At 70.7% G+C, this 12,572-nt stretch carries 10 protein-coding genes and 1 pseudogene; 10 read left to right on the plus strand and 1 reads right to left on the minus strand.

Annotated features, from left to right (window positions below; translation table 11 throughout):
* The 4 genes and pseudogenes from ACLU3S_RS19165 to ACLU3S_RS19180 form a co-directional block, all read left to right on the plus strand.
* A pseudogene (locus tag ACLU3S_RS19165) lies at window positions 1-732 on the plus strand (ABC transporter); the annotation flags it as partial.
* Between the two features lie 162 nt (window positions 733-894).
* Window positions 895-1,782 carry a FadR/GntR family transcriptional regulator gene (locus tag ACLU3S_RS19170; protein ID WP_413953119.1) on the plus strand — a complete coding sequence of 296 codons (888 nt, stop codon included), beginning with the start codon at window positions 895-897 and terminating at the stop codon, window positions 1,780-1,782.
* 432 nt (window positions 1,783-2,214) lie between these two features.
* Entirely contained in the window at window positions 2,215-3,762 is a 1,548-nt protein-coding gene (locus ACLU3S_RS19175; protein ID WP_413953120.1) for an RNA polymerase sigma factor, read from the plus strand.
* 120 nt (window positions 3,763-3,882) lie between these two features.
* The gene (locus tag ACLU3S_RS19180) at window positions 3,883-4,740 is read left to right on the plus strand and encodes a serine protease (protein WP_413953121.1); all 858 of its coding nucleotides are present in this window, start codon (window positions 3,883-3,885) and stop codon (window positions 4,738-4,740) included.
* A 97-nt stretch (window positions 4,741-4,837) separates the two neighbouring features.
* Here the strand turns inward: ACLU3S_RS19180 and ACLU3S_RS19185 are convergent, their stop codons facing one another.
* Window positions 4,838-5,068 carry a hypothetical protein gene (locus ACLU3S_RS19185; protein ID WP_146463514.1) on the minus strand — a complete coding sequence of 77 codons (231 nt, stop codon included), beginning with the start codon at window positions 5,066-5,068 and terminating at the stop codon, window positions 4,838-4,840.
* Between the two features lie 442 nt (window positions 5,069-5,510).
* On the opposite strand from ACLU3S_RS19185, the gene ACLU3S_RS19190 reads away from it, so the two are divergent.
* The 6 genes from ACLU3S_RS19190 (at window position 5,511) to ACLU3S_RS19215 (ending at window position 12,570) form a co-directional block, all read left to right on the plus strand.
* Window positions 5,511-7,634, plus strand: a complete 2,124-nt coding sequence (locus ACLU3S_RS19190) for a DNA gyrase/topoisomerase IV subunit B (protein WP_413953122.1) — start codon at window positions 5,511-5,513, stop codon at window positions 7,632-7,634.
* Between the two features lie 379 nt (window positions 7,635-8,013).
* On the plus strand, window positions 8,014-8,535 hold the full coding sequence (locus tag ACLU3S_RS19195) for a DUF1453 domain-containing protein (RefSeq protein ID WP_413953123.1): 522 nt from the start codon (window positions 8,014-8,016) through the stop codon (window positions 8,533-8,535).
* Window positions 8,532-9,683: a histidine kinase gene (locus ACLU3S_RS19200; protein WP_413953124.1), complete on the plus strand. Its 1,152-nt coding sequence runs from the start codon at window positions 8,532-8,534 to the stop codon at window positions 9,681-9,683. The genes ACLU3S_RS19195 and ACLU3S_RS19200 overlap by 4 nt, the downstream gene beginning before the upstream one ends.
* Window positions 9,680-10,363, plus strand: a complete 684-nt coding sequence (locus ACLU3S_RS19205) for a response regulator transcription factor (RefSeq protein ID WP_413953125.1) — start codon at window positions 9,680-9,682, stop codon at window positions 10,361-10,363. The genes ACLU3S_RS19200 and ACLU3S_RS19205 overlap by 4 nt, the downstream gene beginning before the upstream one ends.
* 162 nt (window positions 10,364-10,525) lie before the next feature.
* Window positions 10,526-10,981: a DUF485 domain-containing protein gene (locus ACLU3S_RS19210; RefSeq protein WP_413953126.1), complete on the plus strand. Its 456-nt coding sequence runs from the start codon at window positions 10,526-10,528 to the stop codon at window positions 10,979-10,981.
* Window positions 10,978-12,570 (plus strand): cation acetate symporter, encoded by a 1,593-nt coding sequence (locus ACLU3S_RS19215; protein WP_413953127.1) that lies wholly within the window; start codon window positions 10,978-10,980, stop codon window positions 12,568-12,570. Before ACLU3S_RS19210 ends, ACLU3S_RS19215 begins: the two co-directional genes overlap by 4 nt.
* Window positions 12,571-12,572 lie beyond the last annotated feature (2 nt).

A 12,572-nucleotide genomic window follows, 5' to 3' on the forward strand; every position in this document is an offset into this window, starting at 1 on the left:
CGCGCCGCCGGCATCGGGACCGGCTTCCTCACCTGCGGTGCCGCGCTCGTGGTGTCCGCGATCACCGCCGTACTGCTGGCCCGGCTCGGCCACACCCCGCAGCCGCGGCTGTTCGCGGCGTGGCCACGGGAGCTGCCGCTGCCGCCCGCGGCCCTCGCGGCGGGGCTGCTCGGTGCCCTGGCCTTCGGAGACGAGTTCCGCCACCCCGCCCTGGCGGTGGATCGCGGCACCGTGCCCCGCCGGCTGGGGCTGCTGACCGCGAAACTTCTCGTCTCCGGCGCCACCGCGATGCTGCTGGCCTTCCTCACGATGGGCTGCGACGCCGAAGTGCTCTACATCGTCTACGGACGGGAGCTCACGCAAGTTCCCGGCGACTGGCTTTCGCAGACCGCGAGTTGGTTCGGGCTCGTCGTCGGCTGCGGCTGGGCCGGCGTGCTGGCCGCCGGTGTCTTCAGGTCCGCCTCGGCAGGTCTCGCCGCCGTCCTCGCCGTGCCCATGCTCGTCGCACCGCTCGTGCGCGGGGCCCTGAAGGGCCCCGCGGTGCGGATGGCCGCCGACTTCCCGGTGCGCCTGCGCGAGGTGTCCCTGTTGCAGTGGCCCTTCGGAGGGGAGCGCTACCTCGTCGCGGCGGCGCGGATCACCGCTCAACCTCTGGGCGCCGCGCTGGCCTTGTCGCTGGCCGCACTGCTGTGTGCGTATCTGTGCACGGTGTTGCGCGCCAGGGCCCGGTGACCACTCTGCGTTCGCTTCCTGTCGCGCTGTGCGCACAACTCCCCGTGTGCAGCTCACTTCTTTCCGATAACGCGTCAATTGCGACGGGGTGAGCGATCACCCTTTCGTGTGCTTTTCACCAAAGACCTCAAGGGAGTTGGAGACGGCGCCGACAAAGGATCCGTGAGTACCCTTGCGCACACCATGATGACCGCCGCCCGCTCCTCAGACTCCGGTCTGGCCGGCCCGGGCGAACTCGACCGCTACCCCTACGCCGAGGCCCCGGTGGCCGACCGTGTCGGAGCGCCCGCCTGGGACGGAGGAGAGGCCGACCTGGGCCGGGTCGGCCGACGGGCCGCGGGCAGCCGCGGACGCGGCCTGCACGGCCAACTCGTCCAGCAGCTGGGTCAGATGATCGTTTCGGGCGACCTCGGCGCAGACCGCCCGCTGGTCCCCGAGGAGATCGGCCAGCGCTTCGAGGTCTCCCGCACCGTCGTCCGCGAGTCCCTCCGCGTCCTCGAGGCCAAGGGCCTGGTCAGCGCCCGCCCGAACGTCGGCACGCGCGTGCGTCCCGTCAGCGACTGGAACCTCCTCGACCCGGACATCATCGAGTGGCGGGCCTTCGGGCCCCAGCGCGACGACCAGCGCCGTGAGCTGAGCGAGCTGCGGTGGACGATCGAGCCGCTCGCGGCCCGCCTCGCCGCCGGGCACGGGCGCGAGGAGGTGCAGCAGCGCCTGTGCGACATGGTCGAGATCATGAGCCACGCCCTGGCGCAGGGCGACACGCTCACCTACTCGCGCGCCGACACCGAGTTCCACGCGCTGCTCATCCAGATCGCCGGCAACCGCATGCTGGAGCACCTCTCCGGCATCGTCTCGGCCGCTCTCCAGGTCTCGGGCGGCCCCGTCACGGGCTGTGACCGGCCGAACGAGACGTCGCTCGCGCAGCACGCGCGCATCGTCGACGCTCTCGGCACCGGTGACGGCACCGCGGCGGAGACGGCCATGCGCCAACTGCTCACGGTCCACCCCGAGGTGGAGCGCGTGGTGCCCGCCCCGCGCGAGCACTGACCCGCGCCGCAGGCCTGCGGTCGCCAGTGTGCGGCGTCCTCGTGGTTCTCGTGGCGCGCCGGGCCCGGGTGCCGGCCGTCGCCGGACCCCGCCGGACCTGACGAGTCCGGCGGGGCCCGGCGGTGCGACGGGCCGCCGCGCTCGGAGCGCGATGGGGACTCATGCCGACGGCGACCCTCTATGCCCAGATCTGACCGTTTTTGGTCCCTTACGGGGTGTGACTCGGGCCACGCGGATTGGGCGTAACGCTCAAGGGAACAGCGCGATGACCTAAGAGGTGACAGCCGCGGAGGGAATACGGACGCCATACCAGGCGCTGTGCATCTCCCCGGCCCGCGCCCGCGCCGTCGGCCCATCCCCAGGCCGGTGGTCGGCTCCTGTCCGCAGTGGACGGTGCCGGAAGCCGTTTTCCAACGTTCCGAGAGGTTGTTCGTGTCGGCCAGCACATCCCGTACGCTCCCGCCGGAGATCGCCGAGTCCGTCTCTGTCATGGCGCTCATTGAGCGGGGAAAGGCTGAGGGGCAGATCGCCGGCGACGATGTGCGTCGGGCCTTCGAAGCTGACCAGATTCCGGCCACTCAGTGGAAGAACGTACTGCGCAGCCTCAACCAGATTCTTGAGGAAGAGGGTGTGACGCTGATGGTCAGTGCAGCAGAGCCCAAGCGCACCCGAAAGAGCGTCGCAGCAAAGAGCCCGGCGAAGCGCACCGCCACCAAGACGGTCGCGGCGAAGGCGGTGACCAGCAGGAAGGCCACCGCCACCACGGACGCCCCCGCGGCGCCCGTCGCCCCGGTCGCGGCCGATTCCGCCGAGGAAGTCGCGCCCGCCAAGAAGGCGGCCGCGAAGAAGACGGCGACCGCCAAGAAGGCGGCCGCGAAGAAGACGACGACCGCCAAGAAGACGGCCGCCAAGAAGACCGCGGGCAAGAAGGACGACGTCGAGCTCCTCGAGGAGGAGGTGCTCGAGGACACCAAGGTCGCCGACGAGCCCGAGGGCGCCGAGAGCGCGGGCTTCGTCCTGTCCGACGAGGACGAGGACGACGCGCCCGCCCAGCAGGTCGCCGCGGCCGGCGCCACCGCGGATCCGGTCAAGGACTACCTCAAGCAGATCGGCAAGGTCCCCCTGCTCAACGCCGAGCAGGAGGTCGAGCTCGCCAAGCGCATCGAGGCGGGTCTGTTCGCCGAGGACAAGCTCGCCAACTCCGACAAGCTCGCCCCGAAGCTCAAGCGCGAGCTGGAGATCATCGCGGAGGACGGGCGCCGCGCCAAGAACCACCTCCTGGAGGCCAACCTCCGTCTGGTGGTCTCCCTGGCCAAGCGCTACACCGGCCGCGGCATGCTCTTCCTGGACCTCATCCAGGAGGGCAACCTCGGTCTGATCCGCGCGGTCGAGAAGTTCGACTACACCAAGGGCTACAAGTTCTCCACTTACGCCACCTGGTGGATCCGTCAGGCGATCACCCGCGCCATGGCCGACCAGGCCCGCACGATCCGTATCCCGGTGCACATGGTCGAGGTCATCAACAAGCTCGCGCGCGTGCAGCGCCAGATGCTCCAGGACCTGGGCCGCGAGCCCACCCCGGAGGAGCTGGCCAAGGAGCTCGACATGACCCCGGAGAAGGTCATCGAGGTCCAGAAGTACGGCCGTGAGCCCATTTCGCTGCACACCCCGCTGGGCGAGGACGGCGACAGCGAGTTCGGTGACCTCATCGAGGACTCCGAGGCCGTCGTCCCCGCGGACGCCGTCAGCTTCACGCTCCTGCAGGAGCAGCTGCACTCCGTCCTGGACACGCTGTCCGAGCGTGAGGCCGGCGTCGTCTCCATGCGCTTCGGTCTCACCGACGGTCAGCCGAAGACCCTGGACGAGATCGGCAAGGTGTACGGCGTGACGCGTGAGCGCATCCGCCAGATCGAGTCCAAGACCATGTCGAAGCTGCGCCACCCGTCCCGTTCGCAGGTGCTGCGCGACTACCTCGACTAGGCAGGCTCGTACGACAGCGAAGGCCCGGCGCCCCTCGCGGGAGCAGGGCCTTCGTGCTGCGAGCGGCGGCGCCGTGGATCACTCTGGGTTTTCCGGTACCACCCAGAGTGAGGAGCCTGCATGCGTCGTTCCCTTGCCCGGGCACTGATCCGGCCGCTGGTTCTGGCGGCCGCCATGACCGCGATACCCCTGGCGGGTACGGCCCCCACGGCCGCCGGCAGCGTCGTGGTCGGAGGCTTTCCGATAGACGTCTCGCAGGCCCCGTGGACGGTGGCGCTGTCCAGCCGTGACCGGTTCGGAGGTACGAGAGCGGGTCAGTTCTGCGGCGGTGTGGCGGTCGCGCGCATCACGGTGCTCACGGCGGCCCACTGCCTGACCGAGGACGTGCTCGGGGCGCCGCCCGAGCGCGTGCCCGACCTCAAGGTCATCGCGGGCCGCACGGACCTGCTGTCGAGCCAGGGCCACGAGATCGCCGTCCGGGGCGTCCGGGTCAACCCCGGATTCGACCCCGCGACGAACTCCGGCGACTTCGCCGTCGTCACCCTCGCCGAGCCGCTGCCGCGGAACGCGGTGATCGGCATGGCAGGTCCGGGCGACCCGGCCTACACGCCGGGTTCGGACGCACTCGTCTCCGGGTGGGGCGATCTCGACGGCGGCGGCGCCTATGCACGCGGGCTGCACGCCGCACGCCTGCACGTGCTGTCCGACAAGCAGTGCGCGCGGGCCTACCCGGGCGGGCCGGACGGGGCGTACCGGGCCGCCACCATGCTGTGCGCGGGAGAGGCCGCCGGCGGGCCGGACGCCTGCCAGGGGGACAGCGGCGGTCCGCTGGTGGCCGGCGGTCGGCTGGTCGGTCTGGTGTCCTGGGGCAGCGGTTGCGGGCGTCCGGGAAGCCCCGGCGTCTACACGCGCGTCTCCGAGGTCGTCCGCGCACTGCGACCGGGCGGGACCCTTGGGGGGCCGCAGAGCCGCTCCTGAGGCCTGTACGGGTATGAGCACGGGCGGCCGCTCCTGGAGAGGAGCGGCCGCCCGTTCACCGGCCTGTGCCGGGGCTGGCTCGTCGGGTGTGCGAGATTCAGCGCTCTTCCTCGGAAGCGGTGTTCGGAGCGGACGTCAGCCGCTCGGTCTCGTCCTGTATCTCAGCGGCGATCTTCTTGAGTTCCGGCTCGAACTTGCGGCCATGGTGGGCGCAGAAGAGCAGTTCTCCGCCGCTGAGCAGGACGACGCGCAGGTATGCCTGGGCGCCGCAGCGGTCGCAGCGATCGGCGGCCGTCAACGGGCTCGCGGGGGTCAGAACAGTAGTCACGTCGCCTCTTCTCTAGCTCGACGAGCTGTCGTACCAGGGTCAACATCCAACCAGCCCGAAAACGTTCCCGCTCGTGGCTTTTTCTCGAAAAAATCTTTCCGGGGCGGCTGTTTGCTGCCGGTTGGCGGCGAATGTGCCGTAGTGCGTGTCTTGTGTGCTTACGGGTTCGCGCTTGGTTGTGTCTCAATCCTCCCGGCCGGGTTCCCGGTTTTGTTCAGGAGGACGTGCCCGGAGCCTAAATGGTTCATGCCTCGAAGGGAACGTGATATGTACTTCACTCCATCGAGGGATCGAACGCGTATGCGAGTCTGGACTAGTCTGAGTTCCCGACGAGGGTGGCGTTTCACCGGCTCTACCAGGCCTCGGTACCCTCTGAGCGGCGACCGAAGCCGCCCCCCTACCCACGAGGGGGCCACCTGAAATTCAGCGAGGAGCGAACCGCGTGACCGCCGATACGTCCGTGCCGTCCACAGCGCTGCTGGCAGGAGCAGACCGCGACGGTTCCAACTACACCGCGCGGCACCTCCTCGTCCTCGAGGGACTCGAGGCCGTGCGCAAGCGTCCCGGCATGTACATCGGCTCGACCGACAGCCGTGGCCTGATGCACTGCCTCTGGGAGATCATCGACAACTCGGTGGACGAGGCGCTCGCGGGTGTCTGCGACCACATCGAGGTGATCCTCCACGACGACGGCTCCGTGGAGGTGCGCGACAACGGCCGCGGCATTCCCGTGGACGTCGAACCCAGGACCGGCCTGTCCGGCGTCGAGGTCGTCATGACCAAGCTGCACGCCGGCGGCAAGTTCGGAGGCGGCTCGTACGCGGCCTCCGGCGGTCTGCATGGTGTCGGCGCCTCCGTGGTCAACGCCCTCTCCGCCCGCCTCGACGTCGAGGTGGACCGGGGTGGCCACACCCACGCGATCAGCTTCCGGCGCGGGGTGCCGGGCGTCTTCGCGGGGGGTGGCGCGGACGGGAAGTTCGAGGCCAAGAGCGGCCTGCGCAAGACGAAGAAGATCCCCAAGACCCGCACGGGCACGCGCGTGCGCTACTGGGCCGACCGGCAGATCTTCCTGAAGGACGCCAAGCTCTCCCTGGAGACCCTGCACCAGCGCGCCCGGCAGACCGCCTTCCTGGTGCCGGGCCTGACCATCGTCGTCCGCGACGAGTACGGCCTGGGCGAGGGCGGCAGCAAGGGCGAGGAGTCCTTCCGCTTCGACGGCGGCATCAGCGAGTTCTGCGAGTACCTGGCGAACGACAAGCCGGTCTGCGACGTCCTGCGCCTCTCCGGGAAGGGCACCTTCAAGGAGACCGTCCCGGTCCTGGACGAGCACGGCCAGATGACCCCCACGGAGGTCGCCCGCGAGCTCGGCGTCGACATCGCGCTGCGCTGGGGCACGGGGTACGACACGACCGTGAGGTCGTTCGTCAACATCATCGCCACCCCCAAGGGCGGCACCCATGTCTCCGGCTTCGAGCAGGCGCTCACCCAGACCATGAACGACGTGCTGCGCGCCAAGAAGATGCTGCGCGTGGCCGAGGACAACATCGTCAAGGACGACGCCCTGGAGGGCCTCACCGCTGTCGTCACCGTGCGCCTGGCCGAGCCGCAGTTCGAGGGCCAGACGAAGGAGGTCCTCGGCACCTCGGCGGCCCGCCGCATCGTGAACAGCGTGGTCTCCAAGGAGCTGAAGGCGTTCCTGACCGCGACGAAGCGGGATGCCGCCGCCCAGGCCCGGGTCGTCATGGAGAAGGTGGTCGCCGCCGCCCGCACCCGCGTCGCGGCCCGCCAGCACAAGGACGCCCAGCGGCGCAAGACCGCCCTGGAGTCCTCGTCCCTGCCGGCCAAGCTCGCCGACTGCCGCAGCGACGACGTGGACCGCAGCGAGCTGTTCATCGTCGAGGGCGACTCCGCGCTCGGCACCGCCAAGCTGGCGCGGAACTCCGAGTTCCAGGCCCTGCTGCCGATCCGCGGCAAGATCCTCAACGTGCAGCGCTCGTCCGTGACCGACATGCTCAAGAACGCGGAGTGCGGCGCGATCATCCAGGTCATAGGGGCGGGCTCCGGCCGCACCTTCGACATCGACCAGGCCCGCTACGGCAAGATCATCATGATGACCGACGCCGATGTGGACGGCTCCCACATCCGCTGCCTGCTGCTCACGCTGTTCCAGCGCTACATGCGGCCCATGGTCGAGGCCGGCCGGGTCTTCGCCGCGGTGCCGCCGCTGCACCGGATCGAGATCATCCAGCCGAAGAAGGGGCAGGACAAGTACGTCTACACGTACTCGGACCGCGAGCTGCGCGACAAGCTCATGGAGTTCCAGAGCAAGGGCATCCGGTACAAGGACTCCATCCAGCGCTACAAGGGTCTGGGTGAGATGGACGCCGACCAGCTGGCCGAGACCACGATGGACCCGCGGCACCGGACCCTGCGCCGGATCAACCTCTCCGACCTGGAGGCCGCCGAGCAGGTCTTCGATCTGCTGATGGGCAACGACGTGGCGCCCCGCAAGGAGTTCATCTCCGGTTCGGCGGCGACGCTGGACCGGTCGCGCATCGACGCGTAGGTGCCGCGCCGGGCCCGAGGCGGCCTGCTCACCCCGCTCGCCCGACCGGGGTGAGCAGGCCGCCTCGGCGCCTCTGGCCGTCCCGGCGCCGCGTGGGACGGCGCGGCGGAGCCCTGCGGCCGGCGACGGATGGCAGGAGCCCCCGGACGGCAGCGGTCCCTCGCCCGCAGGCCGTGCGCCCTGGTGGGGGGCAGGGCCATGGAGTGCCGGAGCGGTCGGTCGGATCCGCGCGTCTCCACCCGCGGGTGGAGAGGGGACCTCCCGGGTTTCCACCCTTGATCCACCCCGGATCCGATCCCCCGACCTGGGAATTTCCGTAGGTTCGAAGGCGTCGGCAGCACTCGCTTCCGGCACCACCTTCTCGCTCACGGAGGCTTTGATGTCCGGGCTCGTCAACGCGCTGGTGATCGTGGCCGTCGCCGCCATCGTGATCGCGCGGCAGTTCCGCGCGCGTGCGATCAACACTGACCGGCGCTGGTGGCTGCTGCCCCTGATCCTCGCCGTCGTCGCGCTGCGGGAGCCCGGCATACTCGACGCCCACCACCGCGCGGAATCCGCCGCGCTCCTGACGGTGGAGATGCTCATCGGGCTGTGCACAGGCGCCGGCTGGGCCTGGACCACTCGGATCTGGACGGCGCCGGACGGCGTCGTGTGGACCAAGAGCACCAAGGCGAGCGCCGCCGTGTGGGCCGGGGGGATAGCCCTGCGGATCGCCGTCTTCGCGATCGGCTCGGCTCTCGGCCTGCACCAGGACAGCTCTGCAGTGATGCTCGGCCTCGCCGGCACCCTGCTGGTCCGCGGTGGGATCCTGGTCTGGCGGGCGCAGTTTCTAGGCGCCGTGAACCGTCCGGCCCGGGCGTACGGTGACGACAGGGTGCCGGCGTGGAAGGAGCCCGTGTGACGGAGAACGCCTGGACGCGCTGGCCGTCGCGCGAAGCGCTCGGCCGCACGGGCATCTCCCGGCCCCGTCGCATGCTGGCCTGGGCGGTCAGACTGCTCGTGCTGGCGCTGCTCCTGTGGGGGGCGTTCCACCAGAAGCACGTCGGCATCTGGTGGGCGCTCGTGGCAGCGACCGGGGTGCTGCTCGCCGCCCTCGTCGCCTGGGCCTTCTTCCGGACCACCTACGAGCACCGGCTGGTGCCCTCCCTGGCGTTGATCGGCGTGCTGCTCGCCTTCGCGGTCGCGGCTCAGGCCACGGGGTTCAGAGGCCCCGCGCTGGTGATCTGGTGCGGCTGCGGGATCAGCGCCCTGGAGCGGCTGCCGCTCGGGGCGGCCCTGCCGGTGACATCGGTGGCGCTGGCCTCGTACGCCGCGTTCAACAACGACGTCTGGCTCACCACGGCCGCCACGGTGGCGGGCATGGCTCTCGTCGGATACGTCATGCGGCTGGACGCGGAGGCCCGGGGCAACGCGCAGCGGCTGCTCGCCCAGGAGAGGGCTGCCCGGGCCGCCGAGGCAGAGTCCGCGGCGCTGAGCGAGCGGGCCAGGATCGCCCGGGAGATCCACGACGTGCTGGCCCACAGCCTCTCGGCGCAGCTCGTGCACCTGGAGGCCGCCCGGTTGCTGATCGAGAACGGCGCCGACCGCGAGCGCGTCCTGGAGCGCGTGATCGCCGCCCGGGGCATGGCGCGCGACGGCCTCACCGAGACCAGACAGGCACTGTCCGCCCTGCGGGGCGAGCTGACACCGCTGGAGGACTTCCTGGGCGAACTCGTCGGTGCGGCCGACGGCGCCGAGGTCACCGTCACGGGGGAGCGCAGGCCGCTGCCGGCCGAGGCGTCGCAGGCCGTGCGCAGGGTGGCACAGGAGGCGCTGACGAACGTCCGCAAGCACGCCCAGGGCGCCAAGGTGCGGCTGTCGCTCGAGTACAGCGAGCACGAAGTGACGCTGAACGTGCGGGACTGGGGCGGGCGGCCGGGCGAACTCGCGGGCACCGGAGGCGGGTACGGTCTGCTCGGTATGCGGGAGCGGGCCGAACTGCTGGGCGGCTCGCTGGACGCCGGGCCGGACGAGGAAGGGTTCGTGGTGACGCTGAAGGTGCCCGTATGACGGAGACGGAGGGAGAGAGGAAGCCCGCGCGGGTGGTGGTCGCCGACGACCAGACCGTGGTCCGGGAGGGCATCGTGATGCTGCTCGGCCTGCTGCCGGGGGTCGAGGTGGTCGGTTCCGCGGGAGACGGCGAGGAGGCGGTGCGGCTGGTCGGGGAACTCGCCCCGGACGTCGTCCTGATGGATCTCAGGATGCCCCGCTGCGACGGTGTGGAGGCCACCCGGCGGATCCGGGAGCAGTACCCCGGGACCCAGGTCGTGGTGCTCACCACGTTCGCGGACGACGAGTCGCTGTTCCCCGCACTGCGCGCGGGAGCGCGGGGCTATCTGACCAAGGACGCGGGCGGTGACGAGATCGTGCGTGCCGTGGAGAGCGTGCTGTCGGGGGAGGCGGGGCTGTCGCCGAGCGTCCAGCGCCGGTTGCTCGAGCGGCTGTCGCAGCCCGAACCCCGACCCGCCGCCCCCGCGGCGCCCGACGGGCTGACCACGCGGGAGACCGAGGTCCTGGTGCTGATCGCCGAGGGCCTGACCAACCAGGAGATCGCTCGCAGGCTGCATGTCTCGACCGCGACCGTGAAGACCCACATCAACAACCTCTTCGCCAAGGCGGGTCTCAAGGACCGGGCGCAGGCGGTGCGTTACGCGTACAGCAAAGGCCTGGTCCGGCCCCCTGCGGAGTGAATCACCTTTTGGGGTGAAGAGAGTTGGGAAGAAGAGTCAGGGATCTTCCCGATCTGTCCATCCTTGGGCATGCAGTCAAGCAACGGTCGTGCCCGCGGAGCCGGGGACGGTCCCGAGAGTCCGGACGGGAACGAGCAAGACCACGGCACGCCATCGCGCGACGTGCGGTACGAGGACCCTTGGTACGACGCGCTGGCCTCCGGCTGGGGCGAGTCGGACGGCACCGGAATGCCGGCGCGGACCGTGCCGCCGGCGCGCGGGGAGGGGACCGCAGCGGCGGTGCGGGCGCGTGACGTGTACGTCGAGGTGCAGCGCAGCGCCGCCTTCCAGGAGGTGCGCAGCAGATACCGGAGGTTCGTGGTGCCGGGGGTCGTCGCCTTCCTCGTCTGGTACGTGGGATACGTGGTCGCGGCGACAGCCGCGCCCGGGCTCATGGCACGCCCCGTGGCCGGGGCGGTGAACGTGGCGATGGTCGCGGGGCTCGCCCAGTTCCTCACCACGTTCCTGCTCACCTGGGCCTACGCCCGGCACGCGCGGCTGCGCCGGGACCGGGCCGCGCTCGAGCTGCGCTGGGACACCCAGGAGCTGGCCCGCGGAGCGCGAGGAGGCTGCTCGTGACCGGCGACCATCAGACCCTGGCACTGCTGCTGTTCAGCGGTTTCGTGGCCGTCACGCTCGGGATCACGACCTGGGTGAGCCGACGGCGGCACGGTTCGGCGGAGGAGTTCTACGCGGGCGGCCGGCTGTTCTCCCCGATGGAAAATGGTTTTGCCATCGCGGGTGACTACATGTCCGCCGCCTCCTTCCTGGGCGTCACGGGGCTCATCGCGCTGTACGGGTACGACGGGCTGCTCTATGTGGTGGGTTTCCTCGTGGCGTGGCTGGTCGTGCTGTTCCTCGTGGCCGAACTGGTGCGCAACTGCGGGCGTTTCACCCTCGCCGACGTCGTGGCCGCGCGGATGAGTGAGCGGCCGGTGCGGATCGCCGCGGGAACGTCTTCGGTCACGGTGTCCGTTCTGTACCTGGTGGCGCAGATGGTCGGCGCGGGCAGCCTGGTGGCGCTGCTGCTGGGGCGCACGAGCGGGGCGGCGCAGGCCTGGACGGTCATCGCGGTCGGTGCGCTCATGGTGATCTACGTGTCACTGGGAGGGATGCGGGCCACCACCTGGATCCAGATCGTCAAGGCGGTCCTGCTGCTGAGCGGGACGATCGCGCTGACCGTGCTCGTCCTGCTGCGCTTCCACGGCGACGTCGACCGGCTGCTGGTCACGGCCGCGGAGCGCAGCGGCCACGGGAACGCATTCCTGGCGCCGGGCCTGAGGTACGGCGGGAACTGGACCGCACGCCTCGATTTCATCAGCCTCGGTCTCGCGCTGGTGCTGGGCACGGCGGGGCTGCCGCACATCCTGTCCCGCTTCTACACCGTGCCGACCGCGCGGGCCGCCCGCCGCTCCGCGGTGTGGTCGATCGGCCTGATCGGCGGTTTCTACCTCATGACCATCGTCCTCGGGTTCGGGGCGGCGGCGGTGGTGGGACCCGATGCGGTGCGTGGCTCGAACGCGGCCGGGAACACGGCGGTGCCGCTCCTCGCCCTCGAACTGGGCGGCGGGGCGGGCTCCACGGCGGGCACGGTGCTCTTCGCGGTGGTCGCGGCCGTCGCCTTCGCCACGATCCTTGCCGTGGTCGCCGGCATCACGCTGGCCTCGTCCGTGTCGGTCGCCCATGACCTGTACGCGTCGCTGCGGAGGTCGCACGGCGGGGCGCGCGGCGAGGTGGCGGTGGCACGCGTCGCAGCGGTCGGCATCGGCGTCGTGGCGATCGCGCTCGGCCTGCTGGCCCGCGACCTCAACGTGGCCTTCCTGGTCGGCCTCGCCTTCGCGGTCGCCGCGTCGGCCAACCTGCCGGTGCTGATGTACTCGCTGTTCTGGCGCGGCTTCACCACCCGGGGCGCGGTGTGGGCCGTGTACGGCGGGCTGATCCCCGCGCTCGGGCTGGTGCTGCTGTCGCCGGTGGTGTCCGGCAGCCCGGGCTCGTTGTTCCCGGACGTCGACCTCCAGTTCTTCCCGCTGCAGAACCCGGGCATCGTCTCCATCCCGCTCGGCTTCCTCGCCGGCTGGCTGGGCACCGTCACCTCGGACGAGGTCGCGGACGAGGCCAAGTACGCCGAGACGGAGGTCCGCTCCCTGACCGGGGCCGGGGCGGCCTAGCG

This window comes from Streptomyces sp. AF1A (assembly GCF_047340315.1).
Lineage (GTDB): Bacteria > Actinomycetota > Actinomycetes > Streptomycetales > Streptomycetaceae > Streptomyces.

Excerpts from the sequence above, each read along its gene's own strand:
- ACLU3S_RS19180 (WP_413953121.1), top strand. The coding sequence starts at position 3,883 with ATGCGTCGTTCCCTTGCCCGGGCACTGATCCGGCCGCTGGTTCTGGCG.
- ACLU3S_RS19195 (WP_413953123.1), top strand. The coding sequence starts at position 8,014 with ATGTCCGGGCTCGTCAACGCGCTGGTGATCGTGGCCGTCGCCGCCATC.
- ACLU3S_RS19205 (WP_413953125.1), top strand. The coding sequence starts at position 9,680 with ATGACGGAGACGGAGGGAGAGAGGAAGCCCGCGCGGGTGGTGGTCGCC.